General features: G+C 65.4%; 22 protein-coding genes. 9 read left to right on the top strand and 13 right to left on the bottom strand.

Annotation, left to right across the window (positions count from 1 at the left end; translation table 11 throughout):
* Positions 1-13: 13 nt before the first annotated feature.
* Genes HAP48_RS13005 through HAP48_RS12995 form a run of 3 tightly spaced genes read left to right on the top strand, consistent with a single transcriptional unit; the run spans position 14 to position 2,675 of the window.
* Positions 14-1,057 carry a FecCD family ABC transporter permease gene (locus HAP48_RS13005; protein WP_166213473.1) on the top strand — a complete coding sequence of 348 codons (1,044 nt, stop codon included), beginning with the start codon at positions 14-16 and terminating at the stop codon, positions 1,055-1,057.
* Positions 1,054-1,827 (top strand): ABC transporter ATP-binding protein, encoded by a 774-nt coding sequence (locus tag HAP48_RS13000; protein ID WP_166213474.1) that lies wholly within the window; start codon positions 1,054-1,056, stop codon positions 1,825-1,827. Before HAP48_RS13005 ends, HAP48_RS13000 begins: the two co-directional genes overlap by 4 nt.
* A 41-nt stretch (positions 1,828-1,868) precedes the next feature.
* Positions 1,869-2,675: an ABC transporter substrate-binding protein gene (locus HAP48_RS12995; RefSeq protein ID WP_166213475.1), complete on the top strand. Its 807-nt coding sequence runs from the start codon at positions 1,869-1,871 to the stop codon at positions 2,673-2,675.
* A 167-nt stretch (positions 2,676-2,842) separates the two neighbouring features.
* On the opposite strand, the gene HAP48_RS12990 is transcribed toward HAP48_RS12995, so the two are convergent.
* The 8 genes from HAP48_RS12990 to soxX form a co-directional block, all read right to left on the bottom strand.
* Complete coding sequence (locus HAP48_RS12990) at positions 2,843-3,883, bottom strand: MBL fold metallo-hydrolase (protein ID WP_166213476.1); 1,041 nt, start codon at positions 3,881-3,883, stop codon at positions 2,843-2,845.
* Between the two features lie 298 nt (positions 3,884-4,181).
* A complete protein-coding gene (locus tag HAP48_RS12985) occupies positions 4,182-4,637 on the bottom strand; it encodes a DsrE family protein (protein ID WP_166213477.1) in 456 nt (151 codons plus the stop codon).
* Complete coding sequence (gene soxB, locus HAP48_RS12980; protein WP_166213478.1) at positions 4,634-6,382, bottom strand: thiosulfohydrolase SoxB; 1,749 nt, start codon at positions 6,380-6,382, stop codon at positions 4,634-4,636. The genes HAP48_RS12985 and soxB overlap by 4 nt, the downstream gene beginning before the upstream one ends.
* A 34-nt stretch (positions 6,383-6,416) precedes the next feature.
* On the bottom strand, positions 6,417-6,719 hold the full coding sequence (locus HAP48_RS12975; RefSeq protein ID WP_166213479.1) for a hypothetical protein: 303 nt from the start codon (positions 6,717-6,719) through the stop codon (positions 6,417-6,419).
* A complete protein-coding gene (gene soxA, locus HAP48_RS12970; RefSeq protein ID WP_166216437.1) occupies positions 6,716-7,525 on the bottom strand; it encodes a sulfur oxidation c-type cytochrome SoxA in 810 nt (269 codons plus the stop codon). Before soxA ends, HAP48_RS12975 begins: the two co-directional genes overlap by 4 nt.
* A 110-nt stretch (positions 7,526-7,635) precedes the next feature.
* A complete protein-coding gene (soxZ, locus tag HAP48_RS12965; protein ID WP_029083589.1) occupies positions 7,636-7,947 on the bottom strand; it encodes a thiosulfate oxidation carrier complex protein SoxZ in 312 nt (103 codons plus the stop codon).
* A gap of 219 nt (positions 7,948-8,166) precedes the next feature.
* Entirely contained in the window at positions 8,167-8,661 is a 495-nt protein-coding gene (gene soxY / locus HAP48_RS12960) for a thiosulfate oxidation carrier protein SoxY (protein ID WP_166213480.1), read from the bottom strand.
* A 32-nt stretch (positions 8,662-8,693) separates the two neighbouring features.
* Positions 8,694-8,984 carry a sulfur oxidation c-type cytochrome SoxX gene (gene soxX / locus HAP48_RS12955; protein ID WP_166216440.1) on the bottom strand — a complete coding sequence of 97 codons (291 nt, stop codon included), beginning with the start codon at positions 8,982-8,984 and terminating at the stop codon, positions 8,694-8,696.
* A gap of 420 nt (positions 8,985-9,404) precedes the next feature.
* On the opposite strand from soxX, the gene HAP48_RS12950 reads away from it, so the two are divergent.
* Positions 9,405-10,088, top strand: a complete 684-nt coding sequence (locus tag HAP48_RS12950; RefSeq protein ID WP_166213481.1) for a DUF938 domain-containing protein — start codon at positions 9,405-9,407, stop codon at positions 10,086-10,088.
* On the opposite strand, the gene HAP48_RS12945 is transcribed toward HAP48_RS12950, so the two are convergent.
* Positions 10,079-10,951, bottom strand: coding sequence for a protein-L-isoaspartate O-methyltransferase family protein (locus HAP48_RS12945; RefSeq protein ID WP_166213482.1), 873 nt, complete (start codon positions 10,949-10,951; stop codon positions 10,079-10,081). The genes HAP48_RS12950 and HAP48_RS12945 overlap by 10 nt on opposite strands.
* Positions 10,952-11,029: 78 nt before the next feature.
* Here HAP48_RS12945 and HAP48_RS12940 point away from each other — a divergent pair, with 78 nt between their 5' ends.
* The 3 genes from HAP48_RS12940 to HAP48_RS12930 all read left to right on the top strand — a co-directional run bounded on the left by HAP48_RS12940 (position 11,030) and on the right by HAP48_RS12930 (position 14,480).
* Entirely contained in the window at positions 11,030-11,521 is a 492-nt protein-coding gene (locus HAP48_RS12940; protein ID WP_166213483.1) for a type II toxin-antitoxin system HicB family antitoxin, read from the top strand.
* Between the two features lie 302 nt (positions 11,522-11,823).
* A complete protein-coding gene (locus tag HAP48_RS12935; RefSeq protein WP_166213484.1) occupies positions 11,824-13,068 on the top strand; it encodes an MFS transporter in 1,245 nt (414 codons plus the stop codon).
* Positions 13,069-13,265: 197 nt separating this feature from the next.
* Entirely contained in the window at positions 13,266-14,480 is a 1,215-nt protein-coding gene (locus HAP48_RS12930; RefSeq protein ID WP_166213485.1) for an MFS transporter, read from the top strand.
* 283 nt (positions 14,481-14,763) lie between these two features.
* On the opposite strand, the gene HAP48_RS12925 is transcribed toward HAP48_RS12930, so the two are convergent.
* The gene (locus tag HAP48_RS12925; RefSeq protein WP_166213486.1) at positions 14,764-15,258 is read right to left on the bottom strand and encodes a VOC family protein; all 495 of its coding nucleotides are present in this window, start codon (positions 15,256-15,258) and stop codon (positions 14,764-14,766) included.
* Between the two features lie 133 nt (positions 15,259-15,391).
* Complete coding sequence (locus tag HAP48_RS12920; RefSeq protein WP_166213487.1) at positions 15,392-15,937, bottom strand: carboxymuconolactone decarboxylase family protein; 546 nt, start codon at positions 15,935-15,937, stop codon at positions 15,392-15,394.
* Between the two features lie 168 nt (positions 15,938-16,105).
* Here HAP48_RS12920 and HAP48_RS12915 point away from each other — a divergent pair, with 168 nt between their 5' ends.
* Both HAP48_RS12915 and HAP48_RS12910 read left to right on the top strand, forming a co-directional pair.
* Positions 16,106-17,290: an acyl-CoA dehydrogenase family protein gene (locus tag HAP48_RS12915; protein WP_166213488.1), complete on the top strand. Its 1,185-nt coding sequence runs from the start codon at positions 16,106-16,108 to the stop codon at positions 17,288-17,290.
* A 149-nt stretch (positions 17,291-17,439) separates the two neighbouring features.
* A complete protein-coding gene (locus HAP48_RS12910; protein WP_166213489.1) occupies positions 17,440-18,579 on the top strand; it encodes an acyl-CoA dehydrogenase family protein in 1,140 nt (379 codons plus the stop codon).
* A gap of 170 nt (positions 18,580-18,749) precedes the next feature.
* On the opposite strand, the gene HAP48_RS12905 is transcribed toward HAP48_RS12910, so the two are convergent.
* Together HAP48_RS12905 and HAP48_RS12900 are read right to left on the bottom strand one after the other, a co-directional pair.
* Positions 18,750-19,787 carry an amino acid ABC transporter substrate-binding protein gene (locus HAP48_RS12905; RefSeq protein WP_166213490.1) on the bottom strand — a complete coding sequence of 346 codons (1,038 nt, stop codon included), beginning with the start codon at positions 19,785-19,787 and terminating at the stop codon, positions 18,750-18,752.
* A gap of 48 nt (positions 19,788-19,835) precedes the next feature.
* Positions 19,836-20,429 (bottom strand): L,D-transpeptidase, encoded by a 594-nt coding sequence (locus HAP48_RS12900; RefSeq protein ID WP_029083603.1) that lies wholly within the window; start codon positions 20,427-20,429, stop codon positions 19,836-19,838.
* Between the last annotated feature and the right edge of the window lie 79 nt (positions 20,430-20,508).

Here is a 20,508-nt window from a genome sequence, read left to right as displayed (position 1 = left end):
GAGCATGGATCCAATGAGCGTGCAGGATTTTGCCTTGGCGGCCGAGGTCGCGGCGCGGCGCCGATGGGGCGCCACCGCGGCGCTGCTCGCGCTCGTGGTGCTGCTGTGCGTGATCTCGCTCGGCATCGGGCCGGTGCGGCTGTCGCCGCTTGCGGTGATCGAAGCGCTGTTCGGCGGCGGCAGCGACGTGGCGCAGGTGATCGTGCGCGAGATCCGCCTGCCGCGCACGATTCTCGCGTTCGCAATCGGCGGCATTCTCGGGCTGTCAGGTGCGGCGCTGCAGGGCCTGCTGCGCAATCCGCTGGCCTCGCCGTCGCTGTTCGGCGCGCCGCAATCGGCGGCGTTCGGCGCGGTGCTGGTGATCGCGCTCGGCCTGGCCGATGTGCGCTCCTACGCGCTGCCGGTGGTGGCGATCATCGCCGCGTTCGGTTCGGTGTTCGCGCTGCTCGCGATCGCCGGCCGCAATGCCGGGCTGTTGATCCTGATCCTCGCGGGGCTTGCGATCTCGAGCTTTGCGGGAGCTGCGACCGCGCTGGTGATGAATCTCTCCAGCAATCCCTTCGTGGTGCTGGAGATCGCGTTCTGGCTGCTCGGCTCGCTGGAGGACCGCAGCTTTCAGCATGTGGCGCTGGCGCTGCCCTTCATCATCGCGGGTGCCGCGATTCTGCTCAGCCAGGCGAGCGCCTTCCGCGCGCTGACGCTTGGCGAGGAAGCCGCGCAGAGCCTCGGCGTCGATGTCGGGCGGCTGCGGCTCTTCGTGATCGCGGGCGTTGCGCTTGGCGTCGGCGGCGCGGTCGCCGTCACGGGCACGATCGGCTTCATCGGGCTCATCGCGCCGCATCTGATGCGTCCCCTGATCGGTCACGATCCGGCGCGGCTGCTGGTGCCGAGTGCGCTCACCGGCGCGGCGCTGCTGCTCGCGGCCGATATCGCGGTGCGCATCATCCCCTCGACCTCCGACATCAAGGTCGGCGTGCTGACCTCGATCATCGGCGTGCCGTTCTTCCTCTATCTGATCATGCGCGAACGCCGCGCGCTCGGCGGAGGTGTGGCATGACGCTGCTGTCCGCCATCGCGCTCGATGCGTCGCTCGGTCGCCGCAAGGTGTTGCACGATGTCTCGCTGTCGCTGGCATCGGGGCATCTGGTTGCGCTGGTCGGCCCGAACGGCGCCGGCAAGACCACGCTGTTGCGCGCTCTCGCCGGATTGATCCCGTCCGACGGCGAGATCAGGATCGGCGGCGATGCGTTGTCCGCGCTGCCGCTGCGCGAGCGCGCGAAGCGCTTTGCCTATCTGCCGCAGGGGCACATGGTGCATTGGCCGCTGCCGGCGCGCGACATCGTGGCGCTCGGCCGCTATCCGCATGGTGCGACCGATCCGGCGCGGTTGTCGCCGAAGGACATGGAGGCCGTGCTGCGGGCGATGCAGGCGGTCGACGTCACTGAATTCAGCGACCGCCGCGTCACCGAGCTGTCCGGCGGCGAGCGCAGCCGCGTCGCGTTGGCAAGGGTGCTCGCGGTCGAGGCGCCGGTGATCCTCGCCGACGAGCCGACCGCGTCGCTCGATCCGCGCCACCAGATCGATGTGATGCAGAAGCTGCGCAACGTCGCCGACACCGGCGTGCTGGTCATCGTGGTGACGCACGATCTCGGGCTCGCGGCGCGCTTTGCCCATCATGTGCTGGTGCTGTCGGAGGGGCGGCTGGCGGCGCAAGGCGCGCCGGCGGAGGCCTTGTCGGAAACGGTTCTCGCCAGCGTATTCCGGGTCAGCGCCTATCGCGCCGAATTCCAGCGCGAGGCCGTCATCGTGCCGTGGGCGGACGTCTGATGCGCATGCGGTGTCTCGCAGCCTTGGCAGCGGCGGCATGGATGATGTCGTGCGGTGCCGCGTCCGCCGCCGGACCGCGCATCGTCTCGATGAATGTCTGCAGCGACCAGCTCGTGCTGTCGCTGGCCGATCCGGACCAGATCCTCGGGCTCAGCCGTTTTTCCCGTGATGCCTGGCAATCCTGGGCTGCCGAGAAGGCGCGAAACTATCCGCGGCTGTCGGGCGAAGCCGAGGACGTGCTGCTGCTCAAGCCCGACCTTGTCGTCGTCAGCCTGTTCGACAAGCGGGCGACGCGCGATCTGTTGAAGGCCAAGGGGCTGCATCTCGTCGAGTTCACGGTGCCGCGCACGCTGGACGAGGTGAAGGACCAGATCCGCGCGATGGGCGATGTGCTGCAGCATCCGGATCGCGCAGAGGCCGAGATCGCGCGCCTCGATGCGGCCATCGCCCGGGCGCGGGCGGTGGCTGACGGTCATCATTATCGCGTGCTTCCGCTGGAACGGCGCGGCTTTGTGTCGGGTGAGAGCAGCCTGATCAGCTCGCTGCTGGCGGCAACCGGCCTGACCAATGCGGCCGGCGAGTTCGGCTTCGGCGCCGGCGGATTTGCCTCGCTGGAGGCGATTGTAAAACTGCGGCCGGATTTCATCCTGGTGTCGGAGGCCGGCGATCGTGCCGAGGATGTCGGCCGCGCCTTCCTGCTGCATCCGGCGCTGGAGCGGTTCTATCCGGCGGGCAAGCGCATCGTGCTGCCGGAGCGGCTCACCGTCTGCGGCGGCGTGATGCTGGCGGATGCGCTGGATCGGTTGACGGCGGAGCTGCAGCGGGTAAGCGCCGAGCGCTCTAATTAACCCCGTCATCCTGAGGTGCGAGCTCTTGCGAGCCTCGAAGGATGCACGGCCCGGATGTTTCCGCATGTTCGCGGACAGAGCGGGGCCGTCGCCCTTCGAGGCTCGCTCCGCTCGCACCTCACAGGGTGACGGTGATAAAAATTGTGCGCGGCTAACGGGCTACGGAACTAACCGTGCACCACCGGCCCGCCGGCCTTCTTCCACGCGTCCATGCCGCCCTCGATATGGGCGGTGTTCATCAGTCCGGCCTTCTTCGCGGCCGCCACCGCCATCGCCGAGCGTTCGCCGAAGGCGCAGAAGAACACCACGCGGCGGCCGGTCGCGGCGGCGACTTCGCGCAGCATGCCGCCGGGCTGCAAGGTGGCGCAAATCCCGGGATAGGGCGCGTGCAGCGCGCCGGCGAGCGTGCCGTGCTTGGCCCGTTCGCCGCTCTCGCGCAAATCCACCAGCAGGATATCGGGCCGGCCGAGGCTCGCGATGGCGTCGCGGGCGCTGAGGGAGAGGCCTTCCTTGGCGAGCTCGTCCTGGTGCAGGCCGACATGCATATTGGCGGGCAGCACGACATCCATCAGCTTCGGGTTCGGCAGATTGAGGTTGTTCATCAGCTCGACATAGTCGTCGATCGATTTGACCTGCAGCCGCGGATTGTAGCGCTTCTCCTCGCCGATCGTGGAGACGGTGTCGCCCTTGTAGTCATGCGCGGGGAATACCATCGTCTCTTCGGGCAGCTTGAGCAGGCGGTTGAAGATCGAATCGTACTGCGCCCGCGCGCTACCGTTCTGGAAATCGGTGCGGCCGGTGCCGCGGATCAACAGCGTATCGCCGGTGAAGACGCGGTCGCCCATCAGATAGCTGTAGGAATCATCGGTGTGGCCGGGCGTGTACATCGCCTCGAGGCAGAGGCCCTCGATCGTCACCTTGTCGCCGTCGGAAACGCGCATCGACACCACGTCGGCCTTGCTCTGCTCGCCCATGATGGTGATGCACTGGGTGCGGTCGCGCAGCTCGCCAAGGCCGGTGACGTGATCGGCATGCAGATGCGTGTCGACGGCCTTGACCAGCCTGAGGTCGAGTTCCTGCAGCAGCTTGCAGTAGCGGTCGGCCTTCTCCAGCACCGGATCGAGGATCAGCGCCTCGCCGCCGGCGCGGCTCGCGAGCAGGTAGCTGTAGGTGCCGGACACGCTGTCGAAGAGCTGGCGAAAGATCATGGCGGCTTACCTATGCTCCGGGCCGAGTCACATGGAGGATATTATTCCATAGATAGGGTCGATTCAAAGCAAATCCATCCCCCAAACGGGTCCATCACCGTCATCCTGAGGAGGCTGCGCAGCAGCCGTCTCGAAGGGTGAACGGCCCGGGTCTTTCCGCGGGGAGGGACAATGCGCGTTGAAGCACGAGGGCCGTGCATCCTTCGAGACGCCGCTGCGCGGCTCCTCAGGATGACGGGTCTAGATAGATACGAGCCTCCAGGCCGGACGAACCTCCAGCCCTGCTCCTGCAGCTCCGTCAGGGACGGACCAGCGTGTATCCGTTCTCGGTCAAGATCAGGATCTGCGCGACGCCGACCTGCACCGGAGTGGCGGCTGCGATGTAGTCGGGCCGCTTGCCGGTGTCGCGCTCGATCGTGTCGACGGTGTCGAGGCAGATATCGACCCGCGCGCCCTGCGCGACCAGGCTTTCGACCAGCTTGCGGTTGGCATTGTCGGGCTTGAGCAACTCGATGCCAGGGCCGAAGGCGACGATCTCGACCGCGACCTTGTCGGGGTCGTAGTGCTTCATCAGATTGTTGGCGACGCTGATGACGAGGCCCTGCTTCCTCGGATCATTGTCGGAGAGCTGCAGCACGATCTTGTGCTCGGCGAACGGCTTGTCCTGCAGCGGCGCCAGCTGGGCGCGGGCGAGGGGTGCTGCAAGCGCGAGCGCCGCCAGGCAGAGCGCAGCGATGACTGGGCGCCGCGTCATCCGAGCCTCGTCATCCCCGGATTGTCGTCGACGCCCTTCAGCGTCACGCCGGGCTCGTCGCGGTTCGGCGGCCGGCCGGAGCGCAGGTGCTTGGCCACGACGTCCCAGATCGGCGCGCCGCTCTGCTGGTTGACCGAGGCCCAGCCCGCGACCTTGTAGTGCTTGCCGGCTTCGAGATGTTTGCCGTTGCCAAGCTTCAACTCGGAAATGCGCTTGCCGACGGATTCGCCCGGCGTGCAGGCGTAGGCCAGGCCGCCGACGCGGACCATGTCGCCGCCCTGCTGATAATAGGGATCGACGTTGAACAGGTTGTCGCAGACGTCTTCCAGCACGTCCTTGATCTGGCTGCCGGTCATGGTGGCGACGTAGGTCTCGGGATAGGTGATCGCGGTTTCCGACAGCACGTCTTCCATGGTCAGTGGCTGGCCGGCGAGCGCGGTGAGGCCCCAGCGGAAACCCGGCGACAGCGCGATCTCGGCGTTGAGCTCGCTCAAGAGCGCGTCGCAGATCAATTGGTCGACGGTGCCGGAGAAATTGCCGCGGCGGTAGAGCAGGCGGTCGGCCGTGCCGAGCTTGTCGCTCCAGTCGTCGACATGCGGGTCGCGCATCTTGTCGATCAGCGTCTGCATCGCCGGATCGGGCTTCAGCAGTTCGGCGAACACCGGCAGCAGGCGGTAGCGGACATTGGCGACCTTGCCCTTGGCGAGATCGAGATCGAGCACGCCGATGAACTTGCCGTTGGAGCCGGCATTGGTGACCAGCGTGACGCCGCCGGCATTGGTCACCGTGATCGGGATCGGGATCGCGTCATGGGTGTGGCCGCCGAGGATGACGTCGATGCCGGTGACGCGGCTGGCGAGCTTGAGATCGACATCCATGCCGTTATGCGACAGCAGGATCACCGCCTCCACCTTGTCGTTGTTGCGGTGGCCGTCGACCAGCTTTTGCAGCTCCTCGTCGCGGATGCCGAACTTCCAGTCCGGCGTGAAGCGCTTGGGATGCGCGATCGGCACATAGGGGAAGGCCTGGCCGATGATCGCCACACGATGCCCGCCGATCTCCCTGATGACAGATGGTTTGAACACGCGCCCGGAGGCCGGATCGAACGCCTTGGCGTCGTTGAACGCGGCTTCCTCGGTCAGGAATACGTTCTGCGCCAGGAACTCGCCCTTGAAGCGGGCGAGATTGTCGCGCAGCACCTGCTCGCCATAAGTGAATTCCCAATGCCCGGTCATCGCCTCGATGCCGAGCAGATTGGCGGCCTCCACCATGTCGGCGCCGTTCATGGCGTTGGCGAGCCCTGAGCCCTGCCAGAGATCGCCGCCATCGAGCAGGATCGAGCGCTTTTCGCCGACATCGGTGCGCAGCTTGTCGACCAGCGTCTTCAGATGGGCAAAGCCGCCGAGCTTGCCGAAGCGGCCGACGGCCTTCTCGAACTCGACGCAGGTGAAGGCATAGGCGTCGGCGCTGTCGGGCCGGATGCCGAAACGGTCGAGGAACGCCTTGCCGACCAGATGCGGCGGCTGGCCGGCCATCGCGCCGACGCCGAGATTGACGCTGGGCTCGCGGAAGAACACCGGCTTCAGCTGCGCATGGGTGTCGGTCATGTGCAGGATGCGGGCGTTGCCGAAGCGCTCGAGGTCGTAGACGCTGGCGGTATCGGCGCCGCGCGCAAGCCGGGGCAGGCCGGCCACAAGCGTCGCGGCGGCCGAAGCTCTCAGGAATTCGCGGCGGCGGATGATCATCACTCTCTCCGCGCGGCCCGTGGCCTGCGCGCCTTTAGCGAATTTCCATGTCCTTCCAGCGTTCCTTTTCGCTGGTGGCCTGGAAGATCGATGCCTTTGCCAGTGCCTCGGCCTCCTTGGCCTGGGCGACGGCGGTGTCGAAATCACCAGCCTCACCGGCCTTTTTTGCGGCGGATAGCGTCGCGGCGGTGGTGGTCCACTGGTTGCGCAGGCTGCCTGCTTCCTTGTTGGCGGCTTCGGCAGCGGCGTAGGCCGCCTTGTAGTCGGCCTCGGAGGCGGCGAGGGCGCCCGTCGCGGTTGCGAGCAGCAGGACCGATGCCGCGATGATGACTCTCATGGCCGTGCTCCCGGACCCGAGATCGGCAGGCCGTTGCTGACATAGGACAGATAATATTCGAGGTTGCGATACTCGTCGTCCTGCGGATTGAGCGGCACACCGCGGATCTGGCTGTTGCAGGTGGTGAAGCGGCGGCTGGTGGTGCCCATCCCTGACCATTCCGAGCGGTAGATCGGCATCGCGTTCAGGATGCCGAGCGCCGGCGCCAGCACCTCGGCGCGGATCCGCTCGCCCGGGCTCTGGATGTGGCAGGTGGCGCAGGAGAAATTGAGCTGGCCGCGGCGGGTGTAAAAATATTCCTTGCCTTTCTGATAGGCCTCAAGCGCGCGCGGATCGTTCGGGATCTTGATGTCCATCGGCTTGCCGCGCGAGGTGAAGGCCATGTAGGCGGTGAGCGCCGCCATGTCGTCTTTCACATAGGAGAACGGCGCCTCGCCATTGGCCTCGCGGCAGCGGTTGAGCGCGAGCTCCAGCGTGACGACCTTGCCTTCCTTCTCGTCGAAATAAGGATAGTTCTGGCGGATGCCGATGCCCTTGTTCGGGAAGCAGTCGGCATAGGTCTTGCCGTTCTTGAACGGCGTCGAGAACATCTCCTTGCCGGCCTCGAGCGAGAACTCGTAGGGCGGAAACTCTTCCTTCTCTTGCCACTGCTTGTGCAGGTCCTCATTCATCGAATAGGGACCGTTGACGAAATCCTCGAGCTTCAGCTTGGGGAATTTGCTGGTGAAGAATTTCTGGAACGCGGCCTTGTCGGCCGCGGGATCGACGGTGTCGGCTGCGCGCGCCGCCGGCGCGAGCGTCAGCATGCCGAGCGCAAGCGTTGCGACCAGATTTTTGTTTGGACGCGTTTTCTTCACGCGAACCGGCGTCCACTTCGCTCGAAAACGCTCTAGAGCGCGGATTGCGAGGCGCCGCGTCATTGAATCTTCGCCGTGGCGGTGTCGGTCGCGCCCTTGTTGTCGACCCAGCTGACCTTCAGATCGTCGCCCTTCTTGCCGCCCTTGAAGGCGAACTTGACATAGGGGTCCTTGGAGACGCCGCCGCCCCAGTCGGCGACGAACACCGGCTTGCCGTCATACTCGAAGGTCAGCACCTGGATGAAATGCGGCGGAATGATCTCGCCCTTGGCGTCCTTGACGAAGCCGGAATCCATCGGATGCTGGATCAGCGCCTGCACCTCGGTGGTGTCGCCGTTTGACGTGGCGCGCACGCGAATGCTCGATGCCATCGGTCTATTCCTCTGTTATCGCAACGGCCCGTCCGCGGGCTCGCTTCACCTCTCCCGCTTGCGGGGGAGGTCGGATCGCATCGCAAGATGCGATCCGGGTGGGGGCTCTCTCCAAACGAAGAGCATCCATGGTGGCGAAACCCCCACCCCAACCCTCCCCCGCAAGCGGGAGAGGGAGCACAGCGAGTTTGCGGTTTCGATCGATGCTCATCATGTAAACTAGCCGCCGCAGCCGCCGACAGTGACCTTGATTTCCTTTTGGGCGCTGTAGAGCTTGCCGCCGGCCTCGACGATCACGGTGACGTTGCTGGTCTTGGCCATCTTGATGCGGTTGGCGACGGTGGGCAGCGTGCCGGCCGGAATCTTGTACGAGGCGACCAGCGAGATCGGGTTCTCGCTGACCAGAAACGAGATCGAGGTGACGTCTGATAGCGTCGTGGTGGCGGAGATCGGCACCACAGCGCCGTTCTCGGCGATCTCCGGCGCGTCCATCTTGACCTTGCCCGAGGGCTCGGCGGTCTTGCCGTAGAGCGCCTTGATCGCGTCGGCCTCGCTCTTCTGCTTGAACGCGTCTTCCGGATATTTGTCGTTGGCGGCGGCGAGCGCCTGCGGCACGTCGAACGGAATGACACCGAGGCCGATCAATGCGGCGACGCCGGCGCCCTTCAGCAGCAGGCGGCGTGTCTTGAAGAATTCGCTGGTCGTGATGTTCATCGAAAAAATCTCCTCAAGCGGCGGTCGCGGCGTCACAACGTCTGCAGGAAGTCCACCACCGCGTTGATTTCCTTTTCGCTCAAAATCCGGTTTCGGCCGAACGGCGGCATCACGGTTTGCGGATTGCGCTTGGTCTCATCCGTCACGATCCCGACCAGCTCGTCGCGGCTGTATTTCGCCTTGAGGCCGGTCAGCTCGGGGCCGATCGTGCCCGGCAGGTCGCCGCCCTTGATGACATGGCAGGTCAGGCAATTGCCCTTGCCGCGGTCGAAGGCGAGTTTCTGGCCCTCGGCGGCGGATTGGGCCTGCGCGGGCACCGCCATGGCGGCGCCTGCCAGCAGCGCCAGGACGAAGGCTGGCTTGAAGAAAGTGGCGATCAAGGACGTTTCCCGGGCTTCAATCTCGATGATCCCATCGCAATATAAAGAGTGGAAAGCACAAAGGCCATCGGCTGGCAACACGGAGAATAGGCGCGTTGCGACGGGGGTAATCCCAGAGCGACAGTGCGCTTAGACGAGATTAGACCCGTCACCCTGAGGAGCGCGCTCTTGCGCGCGTCTCGAAGGGTCGACGGCCCGACTGTGGCCGATTCATCCTTCGAGGCTCGCAAGAGCTCGTACCTCCAGCGACAAAGGCGAAGCCTTTGCGCGGGGATGACGGTTAGGCAGTATGCTATGCGGGTTCCGCTCTTGCCGATGGCATGTGCACGGTTCACAAGCGGCTTGGCGTGAGGGAGAGAAGTGGTGGCGGAGTTCGTGGTGGAGTTCGGCAAGGACGGCCAGCCGGTCGAGGCGGACGGGCGGCTCGACGCGGCAGCGTTCCACCGCAACCATCAACCGATCTGGGCGGTCCTGAAACGCTTCCTCGCCGGCCAGTCCGGCGACGTGCTGGAGACCGGCAGCGGCACCGGCCAGCATGTGGTGTATTTCGCGGGTCAGGCGCCTGACATCACCTGGTGGCCAAGTGATCTCCATCCGGCGCATCTGCGCAGCATCGCCGCCTGGCGCGCGCATGCCGGGCTTGCCAACATCCAGCCGCCGCAACCGATCGATCTGTCCGATCCGGCCTGGTCGCCGGCGCCATCCGACGGCAAAGGTCCGGACAAACTGCTCGCGATCTTCTGCGCCAACGTGATCCACATCGCGCCGTGGCGTGTGGCCGAAGGCCTGTTCGCCGGCGCCGCGCAGCATTTGCGCGCCGACGGCCGGCTGTTCCTCTACGGCCCGTTCAAGCGCGACGGCAAGCACACCGCGCTGAGCAACGCCGTGTTCGACACCTCCTTGCGCGAACGCGACGCCGAATGGGGCGTCCGTGATATCGCCGAGGTCGAGAAGCTTGCGGAGAGCGTCGGGCTGAAGCTCGGCGGCGCCTTCGAGATGCCGGCCAACAACATGATCCTGATGTTTACGCGAACGGCTCAGTCATAGGCGAGGCACCAGCCATCCCCGCGCAGCCAGCAACGTTCGTCGGGAATGTCGGCGTCGCGATAGAGCCGCGCCACCTTCTGCCAGCCGCCGCCGGCGAAGGCTTCGGCCAACGCCTTTTCGGACGGTTCGTCACGACCGCCGTCGCAGGGAATGATCGCGACCGCTGAGATCCAGGAAGCTCGATAGCCTGCCTCCTCGCGTCGGATCCGGAACACCGCGCCGGATCGTGCCACCTGCTCCGGCGTGCCGCCCTTGAATCCCCCATCCGACGTCAGCGGCAGAATCAGGCGGCCGCCATCGGCGAGGCCGTCGAGCCATCGCGCGGCGGGCCGGGTGCAGCCGGCGTTGACGTAGATCACGTCGGCTGGCTCGAACGCGACAAGCGTGCCGTCGCCCGCGATGATCTCGACATTCATGTAGGCGGTGAGATTGGCACGGGCGCGTGCCGCAAGCTCCGGGTCGTATTCGATGCCGGTGACGCGGCCGGTCGGTCCGACCAGATGCGCAAGGAGCGCGGTGTAATAGCCCGTGCCCGTTCCGACATGCACCACATGCTCGCCGTCGGCGGGCGCGGCCTGGTGCATGAGATGGGCGTGCAGCGACGGCTGGCCGTTGTTGAGACGGCGATCGGGCAACAGCGCGACCAGATCGTTGGTGTAGAGATAGACCGGATCGGCATCGGGCGTCGGCACATAGTCGCGGGTCCACCATCGCAGCATCATCCACGGTCCCGGGCCGACGAAGTCTTCGCGCGGAATGGCGGCGAAGGCCGCGGCCACGCGTGTGTCGCGGACGTTGGCGGCAGCCATGATCTGCTTGGCATAGGCGGCGCGGATGATGCGGAGTTCGGCTTGCGGGTCCATTGCCGCATTCTCCTGGCTCTTGTGTTATTTGACACATGAAGGTGTGTGAAATAGCATACCCCGATAACGGAGGCCAGAATGAAGAGACGGCTTTATCCGGCCGTGCTGGAGCGCGGGCCGCGCGGCGCGTTCGGAGCGTGGTTTCCGGATTTTCCGGGTTGCGTCGCCGCGGGGCGATCGCAGGAAGACGCGATCGAGCGCGCCGAGCATACGCTGGCGCAGACCGTCGACGGCTGGGTCGAGCAGGGCAAGCCATTGCCGGAGCCGACCCCGATCGAGCGCATCGTGGCGCCGAAGGGGTCGGACGTCGCCGCCTTCTTCATGGTCGGCGTCGACCCGCCCGACCCGTCCGAGCGCGTCAACGTCTATCTGCCGAAGAGCCTCATCGCACGGATCGACAAGCATGCCGCCGGACTCGGCATGAGCCGTTCGAGCTTTTTCGGTTTCGCCGCGACGCTTGCGCTTGAATGGCACGTTCACAAGCCGTACCTCGTGGGGCCGCGCTCCAAGGTGCACAAGACCGGCGCATTGCGTGCCGAGAAGCGGCCGGGCAAGAAGCCGGCGCGGTAGGCGATTTATCATCGGGCGAGAAACTTTTCACCGTCACGCTGAGGAGCGCGCTCTTGCGCGCGTCTCGAAGGGTCGACGGCCCGGCTGGTGGCCGTGCATCCTTCGAGGCTCGCAAGGGCTCGCACCTCAGGATGACGGGTCTGATAGAGGTGTCAGCCTTTAATTGCGCATGAGAGCAGGGCTGTCTCTCGTGCGCCTCCCGCATGGCGTACGTCCGTTTGAGCCGGTTGATCGGCCTGCGCCGGCTCTCCATAGTGCCGGCGATTGGAGGCTCCCGCCGGGGCTTCAGTGCGGGACGACCGATGATCGACGTGACAGCTGCGGAGGAAACGAGCGACGATGCGCGGGTGCGCAGCAAAGTGTGGCGGCTCGCGGCGGCGCAGGCGCTGACCGGCGCCAATTCGGCCGTGATCTTCGCCACCGGCTCGATCGTCGGCGCGACGCTGGCGCCGGACGTTTCGCTCGCGACGGTGCCGCTCTCGATGTATGTGCTCGGGCTTGCCGCCGGCACGCTGCCGACCGGCGCGATCTCGCGCGCCTATGGCAGGCGCGTCGCCTTCATCATCGGCACCTTCTGCGGCACGCTCACCGGCGCGCTCGGTGCCTGGGCGATCCTGCACTCATCGTTCTGGCTGTTCTGTGGCGCGACCTTCCTCGGCGGACTCTATGGCGCCGTCGCGCAATCCTATCGCTTTGCCGCGGCCGATGGCGCCAGCGCCGCGTTCCGGCCCAAGGCGGTGTCCTGGGTGATGGCCGGCGGCGTGTTCGCCGGCGTGCTCGGGCCGCAGCTCGTGCAATGGACCATGGACATCTGGCCGCCTTATCTGTTCGCGTTCTCCTTCGTGATGCAGGCGCTGGTCGCGCTGGTGGCGATGGCGGTGCTCTCGGGCGTCGATGCGCCAAAACCCGCGGCGGCGGATCTGCATGGCGGGCGCCCGTTGCTCGAGATCGCAAGGCAGCCGCGCTTCATTGCCGCGGCGCTGTGCGGCGTGATCGCCTATCCGATGATGAACCTGGTGATGACCTCGGCGCCACTCGCCATGAAGATGTGCGGACTGACGGTCAGCGATTCCAATTTCGGCATCCAGTGGCATATCGTGGCGATGTACGGCCCGAGCTTCTTCACGGGCTCGCTGATCGCGCGGTTCGGCGCACCTCGCATCGTCGCGCTCGGTCTGGCGCTGGAGGCGGTGGCCGCGATGATCGGGCTGTCGGGTATCACTGCGCCGCATTTCTGGGCGACGCTGTTCGTGCTCGGCGTGGGCTGGAATTTTGCCTTCGTTGGCGCCTCCGCGCTGGTGCTCGAAACGCACCGGCCGCAGGAACGCAACAAGGTGCAGGCGTTCAACGATTTCCTGGTGTTCGGCATGATGGCGATCGGCTCGTTCTCGTCGGGCCAGCTGCTCGCCCATTACGGCTGGAACGCCGTCAACTGGGTGGTGTTCCCGCCTGTGCTGCTCGGGCTTGCCGTGCTGGCGCTCGCCTCATTTGCCAAGCGGCGCGCGAAATTGCGCACGGTGGAAGAAATCCCGGAGCCAAGCCTCTAATGCTTCTTGTTTGAGCATGATCTCCGCGCAAACGCTTCGCGTTTGTCGCGAGGGAAAACCGCTTCGCACTTTTCCGGATCATGCTCCTGCCAATTGCTGACACTTCGATCGGTTTCGAAATGACCGGCTTGCACGGCTGCTCACATCGTGGGAACGGACTACTCCGGCCATGACGATGTGAGAAGCAAGAGCAAGAAATGGACGCATCATCGCCCACGCAATCAGACGAGTCCGCGCTTGGTTACGAGGGCTGGCGCATCGTCGTGGTCTGCTTCCTGCTTGCGACCTTCGGCTGGGGATTGGGCTTCTACGGGCAGAGCGTCTATGTCGCCGAGCTGCAGCGCTTGCACGGCTGGCCAGCGTCGCTGATCTCGTCGGGCACGACATTCTTCTATTTGTTCGGCGCTGCGCTGGTTGCCTTCGTCAGCGAGGCGATCAAGGCGTTCGGTGCGCGCAGCTGCCTGATCGCCGGCACCTTGGCGATGGCGGTCGCCGCTGTCGCGATCGGCGAGGTTCGCGAGCCCTGGCAGCTCTATCTTGCCGATGCATTGCTGGCGTTCGGCTGGGCCGGCACCAGCCTCGGCATCATCACCAACACGCTCGGCCTGTGGTTCGACAAGAAGCGCGGCATGGCGATCAGCCTGGCGCTGAATGGCGCGAGCTTTGGCGGCATCGTCGGCGTGCCGCTGCTGGTGGCGGGGATCGGTGCCTTCGGCTTCTCCGGCGCGATGATCGCGGCCGCGGTGCTGCTGATCGTGGTGATGGTGCCGGTGATCCTGATCTTCGTCGGGCGGCCGCCGGCGCATCTTCACGCGGTGACTTCAGCCGCGGCCGATGCTCCGTCGGCGACGCAGCTGCGCGCGCGGGCGCTGCGCGACATCCGCTTCCTCTCGGTCTCGATTGCCTTCGCGCTGGTGCTGTTCGCCCAGGTCGGCTTCATCGTGCATCTGATCGCCTATCTCGACCAGGTGATCGGCCGTGAGCGCGCGACAGTGGCGATGGCGCTCTTGACCGCGATGGCCGTGGTCGGCCGCGTCTCCTTCTCCTTCGTGATCGACCGGCTCAACCAGCGGCTGGCATCGGCGCTGTCGTTCGTCAGCCAGGCCATCGCGCTCGTCGTCATTATCAATGTGCATAACGATTTCGCGCAGATCGCGGCCTGCGCGCTGTTCGGCTTCTCGGTCGGCAATCTGATCACGCTGCCGGCGCTGATCGTGCAGCGCGAGTTCGATCCGCGCGCGTTCGGCGTACTGGTCAGCCTGATCACTGCGATCAACCAGATCACCTACGCCTTCGGCCCCGGCGTGATCGGGCTACTGCACGATCTCTCCGGCAGCTACACGCTGCCATTCTACGGCTGCATCGGTCTCGAACTGATCGCGGCGGTGACGATCATGATGAAGGGGAAGTAGGCCCGGATGAAGCGAAGATTAATCGGGACCGCTCGATCGATTGGCGAGAAAGCCGCAGGTTGCGCTGCACTCCATCCGATCTACCTTTCCACCTCCCCTTGAAAAGGGGAGGTCGCTTTGCTCGCAGAGCAAAGCGGGTGGGGATCTGCTCTCTCCACTTGCAGCAGAGCCCGCGGCTGACCCCCATCCCGACCTTCCCCCTTTCAGGGGGAAGGGGAATAAAGACCTGTAGCCGGATGCGGCGAAGCGCGATCCGGGCTACGAAATTATCCGGACCGCGGAATTACACCGCCCGCTGCTTCAAGAGATCGTCGAGGTCGAGCCGCCGCGTGAACATCGCGAGCTTGCCGTCGGCGCTGCGCGGCCATTCGGCCTCGGGGCGGTCCCAATAGAGCTCGACGCCGTTCTCGTCGGGATCGCGCAAATAGAGTGCCTGGCTGACGCCGTGGTCGCTGGCGCCGTCGAGTTGGATGCCGGCTGACAGCACGCGATGCAGCGCATCGGCGAGCGCCGGGCGGGTCGGATACAGGATAGCGGTGTGGAACAGGCCGGTGGTGCCCGGCGGCGGTGGATGGCCGCCCTTGCTTTCCCAGGTGTTGAGGCCGATGTGGTGGTGATAGCCGCCGGCCGAGATGAAGGCCGCGTCCGCGCCCAAGCGCTGCTGCAGCTCGAAGCCGAGCACGCCGCAATAGAAGCCGAGCGCCCGGTCGAGATCGGCGACCTTGAGATGGACATGCCCGATCCGCGTGCCCGCGACGATGGGAGGATTTTGCGGCATGGCCTGGCTCCGTTGGCGTCAATGCCTTGCCGTCAGGGGCAAGGCCTCAGCGCTTGATATAATCCGGATTTGCCGGGACCCGAGCGACTGATCCGGAAACGCAGCGTTTCCGCAAGCGCCATCCTTGTGGAGTCTATGCGAGCTCGGACAGTTCGCCGCCGGGCAGCTCGAATTCGAACGTGTTCAGCGTCATCGACACCATCGTGTAATAGCCGCAGAGGCCGATCACCTCGACGAGGCCGCGCTGGCTCAGCACCTCGACCGCCTCGCAGTAGAGCGGCTTCGGCAGGCCGTGACCTTCATGCAGCGCCTTGGCGACGTCGTAGATCATCCTGGCCTTGGGATCGTCGAAGCTCGGCGTCCGGCGCACGCGGATGTCCTCGATGATCTTCGGATCGAGGCCGCCCTTCAGCGCGAGGCGCTTGTGGGCATACCATTCGTAATGTGCGGTCCAGTGCCGCGCGGTGACGAGGATCGCGATCTCCGACAGCTTCGCCGGAAAGATCGTGTCGAAGCGCAGTACCTCGCCGAGCCGCGTGGCGTGCCGCGCCATCTCCGGGCTGTTCAGCCAGGCCATCATCGGCGCCGGTGGCGCGCCGCGCTTGCCGGCGATCGACTCGTCGTAGGTTTCTTTCTGGGCGGCGTTCATTTCGCTAGGCGAAAGCAGCTTCAGCCGCATGTCCGTTTCCTCTTGTTTTTCAATCGTTACCCTTTGTCGGCGATACACCCGATCATGCGAGGTGACCACCGACGCCAGAGCATGGCGCGGCCGCGAGGCATATTGAATTTGGCGGCCGCGCAGGTCTAAGGTCGATTCCAATTCGTCGATTTTGACTGGAAACGCACCATGGCTGACCTCGAGAAATTCCGCGCCGAGACCCGCGCCTGGCTGGAGCAGAACTGCCCGGCGGAGATGCGCAAACCGATGGCCTCGGATGGCGACACCTTCTGGGGTGGCCGCAACACGAAATTCTCGTCCGACGCGCAGCGCGTCTGGTTCGAGCGGATGCGCGACAAGGGCTGGACCGTGCCGCATTGGCCGAAGGAATATGGTGGCGGCGGCCTCGACGGCGAGGAGGCCAAGATCGTGCGCCAGGAGATGGCTGCGATCGGCGCGCGTCAGCCGCTGACCTCGTTCGGCATCTCGATGCTCGGGCCGGCGCTGTTGAAATACGGCACCGAGGAGCAGAAGAAGGAGCATCTGCCAAAGATCACCGCGGGCCTGATCCGCTGGTGCCAAGGCTATTCCGAGCCGAACGCCGGCTCCGACCTCGCCTCGCTGCAAACCCGCGCCGTCGGCGACGGCGACGACTACATCATCAACGGCCAGAAGATCTGGACGTCTTATGCCAACTATGCCGACTGGATCTTCTGCCTGGTGCGCACCGATCCGGCGGCGAAGAAGCATGACGGCATCAGCTTCATCCTGTTCGACATGGCATCAACGGGCGTGTCGACCAAGCCGATCCTCCTGATCTCCGGCTACTCGCCGTTCTGCGAAACCTTCTTCGACAATGTCCGCGTGCCGAAGTCGCATGTGGTGGGCACCGTCAATCGCGGCTGGGATGTCGCGAAGTACCTGCTGCAGCACGAGCGCGCGATGATCTCCGGCATGGGCGAACGCGGCGTCGGCCGTCCGCTCGGCCAGATCGCCGCCGACTCGGTCGGTGCGGATGCGCAAGGGCGGCTCGACGACGCGCAGCTGCGCAGCCAGATCGCGAGCTTCGAGGTCGACGAGGCCGCGCTTGCCGCGGCCGCGGAACGCGCGGTCGACCTCGCCAAGGCCGGGCAATCGCATCCGGCCTTTTCCTCGGCGATGAAATATTACGGCACCGAGCTCAACAAGCGGCGCTACGAGATCCTGATGTCGGCGGGCGGCATCGACGCGCTGGAATGGGAAAGCGACCGCTCCAAAGGCGGCGCACGTCCGCGCGCCTGGCTGCGCACCAAGGCCAATTCGATCGAGGGTGGCACCTCGGAGGTGATGCTTGGCATCGTCGCCAAGCGCATCCTCGATCTGCCGGGGGCATAAAACCTCCGCCGTCATGGCCGGGCTTGACCCGGCCATCCACGTCTTTGTGGCGGCAATCAAGACGTGGATGCCCGGCACAAGGCCGGGCATGACGACATCCTGGAAATCAACTGAACAAACGACCAACATCAGAGTTACCGGATCCATCCATGGCCCTCGTCCTCACCGAAGAACAATCCATGCTGCGCGACAGTGCGCGCGGCCTCATCAGCGACAAGGCGCCGGTGGCGCACCTGCGCTCCTTGCGCGACAGCAAGGATGCCACCGGCTTCTCGCGCGAGCTCTGGACAACGTTTGCGGAGATGGGCTTCTCCGGCCTGCTGGTGCCGGACCAATTCGGCGGCAGCGGGCTCGGCTGCGTCGAGGCCGGCATCGTGATGGAGGAGATCGGCCGCACCTTGATGCCGTCGCCGTTCCTCGCGACCGCGGTGCTTGCCGCTTCGGCGCTGTCGCGCGGCGGCAGCGAGGCCCAGAAGGCCCAGCATCTGCCGAAAATTGCCGACGGCTCGCTGCTCGCAGCGCTCGCGATCGACGAGGGCGCAAAGCATCGCCCGCTGCAAACCAAATTGCAGGCCACGCGCTCCGGCAACGGCTTCAAGCTGTCCGGCGACAAGGCCTTTGTGGTCGACGGCCACACCGCCGATCTTCTGATCGTGGCCGCGCGCAGTGCGGGCGGCGCCGGCGACAAGAACGGGCTGACGCTGTTCCTGGTCGATCCGAAAGCGAAGGGGCTCGCGGTCGAGCGCACCGCGATGGTCGATTCGCACAACGCGGCGCGCATCGTGTTCGACAAGGTCGAGGTCAATGCCGACAGCGTGCTCGGCGAGGTTGACCAGGGTTTTGGGCTGCTCGAGGGTGTGCTCAATATCGGCCGCGGCTCGGTCGCGTCCGAAATGGTCGGCCTCTCCGAAGAGGTGTTCGGCCGCACCGTGACCTACCTGAAGGAGCGCAAGCAGTTCGGCAAGCCGATCGGCGAATTCCAGGCGCTGCAGCACCGCGCAGCAGAGCTCTACATCGATATCGAGATCACCCGCGCCGCCGTGCTGAAGGCGCTGCAGGCGCTCGATGTCGATCTCGACAAGGCGGGCAATGCGGTTTCCGTCGCCAAGGCGCGTGCCGGGACCACCGCGACGCTCGCCGTCCAGGAAGGCGTACAGATGCATGGCGGCATGGGCATGACCGACCAGTTCGACATCGGCTTCTTCATGAAGCGCGCCCGCGTCTGTCAGGAGCTGTTCGGCGACAGCAATTTCCACGCCGACCAGCTGGCGCAGGGCAAGGGGTACTGAGCGGCGGCGTCGCCGCCACGCAACACACTGTCATCGCCCGGCTCGACCGGGCGATCCAGGTATTCCAGAGACGTTTGTGCTTGAGCCGAGAGGCCGCGGCGTACTGGATCACCCGCTTTCGCGGGTGATGACATCGTGAACTTGGCGAGGCTTGTCGGCGAATCCGCCGATCAGCGGATCGGCGGCGCGTACTGGACGCCGCCGGCGTTCCAGAGCTGGTTCATACCGCGCGGGATCTTCAACTTGGAGTCGGCGCCGACGTTGCGGTCATAGACCTCGCCGTAATTGCCGACATGCTTGATGATGCGTACGGCCCAGTCCTTGGTCAGGCCGAGATCCTCGCCGTAGGCGCCCTCGGTGCCGACCAGCCGCATCACCTCCGGCTTCTTCGACTTCAGCGCCTCGTCGATATTCTTCGAGGTGATGCCGAGCTCCTCGGCGTTGATCATGGCGTAGAGCGTCCACTTCACGATCATCATCCAGTCGTCGTCGCGTAACCGGACCACCGGCGCCAACGGCTCCTTGGAGATGATGTCGGCCAGGATCGTGTGGTCGCTCGGCTTGGAGAGGTTGAGCCGCAGCGCATAGAGCTGCGAGGCGTCCGACGTCAGCGTGTCGCATTGGCCCGAGTCATAGGCCTTCACCACATCGTCCAGCTTGTCGAACTTCATCTCCGTGTACTTCATGTTGTTGGCACGGAAATAGTCGGCGAGGTTGAGCTGCGTCGTGGTGTTGGACTGCACGCAGACCTTGCTGCCGTTCAGGTCGAGCGCGGAATCGATATTGCGCGAGCGCGGCAGCATGAAACCCTGGCCGTCATAATAGGCGACCGCCGGGAAATAGAGGTCGTAATTGGTCTCGCGCGACATGCTCCAGGTGGAGTTGCGCGAAAGGATGTCGACCTTGCGGTTCTGCAGCTCCTTGAAGCGCTCGCTGGCGTCGAGCGGAACGAATTTCGCCTTCGATGGGTCGTCGAAGATCGCCGACGCGATCGCGCGGCAGAAGTCGACGTCGAAGCCGGTCCAGTTGCCCTTGTCGTCGGGGATCGAGAAGCCCGGCAGGCCCTTGTTGACGCCGCACAGCACGTCGCCGCGGCGCACGGTGCGCTTCAGCGTGCGAGTGTCGTAACGCTCATAGGTGATGGCGGCGGCCGCGACCAGCACGGCGACCGCGAGCCCGATCGTCAGGCCGCCTCGAAATGTACGCATGGGTTCTCTCTCGCGAGTGATCGGGGGAAACGGGGCGGAGTTCGGACGCTACAGTTCGGGCTTCTGGCGGATGATCACCTTGGTGCCGACGGGAACGCGGCTATAGAGATCGGCCACGTCGTTGTTGACCAGGCGGAAGCAGCCGGAGGAAACCGCGGTGCCGATGGTGTCGGGCCGGTTGGTGCCGTGGATGCGGTAGACCGTGGTGCCCAAATACATCGCGCGTGCGCCGAGCGGGTTGCCCGGGCCGCCCGCCATGAAGCGCGGCAGATAGGGCTGGCGCGCGATCATCTCCGGCGGCGGCACCCAGTCCGGCCACTCGGCCTTGCGGGTGATGCTGACCAGGCCCTGCCACGTGAAGCCCTCGCGGCCGACGCCGATGCCGTAGCGGAGCGCGCGGCCATTGCCCTGCACGAGGTAGAGATGGCGTTCGGCGGTCGCGACGATGATGGTGCCCGGCGCCTCGTTGGTCCGGTAATACACCACCTGCTTCTGCCATTCCGGATCGAGCTCGTAGCCGTCGTCGGCGACCAGGCCGGGCTCGTCGGCATCGGGGCGGCTCTGGGCGAAGCCCTGCGACGTCGACAGCACGAGCGCGCCCGTGGCGATCAACATCCAGACCAGGTGACGAAGTTTCGTCATGTAAAGCTCTCCTTGTTGGCGCGCGGCCAATGGTTGCTCCACCCAAATCGCGCTCGGCATCAAATCTCAGCGGCAGCTT

The sequence above is a fragment of the Bradyrhizobium septentrionale genome, from assembly GCF_011516645.4.
Lineage (GTDB): Bacteria > Pseudomonadota > Alphaproteobacteria > Rhizobiales > Xanthobacteraceae > Bradyrhizobium > Bradyrhizobium septentrionale.
Note: the sequence above shows the minus strand (reverse complement) of the source record. Positions and strands in the feature narration are given on the sequence as shown.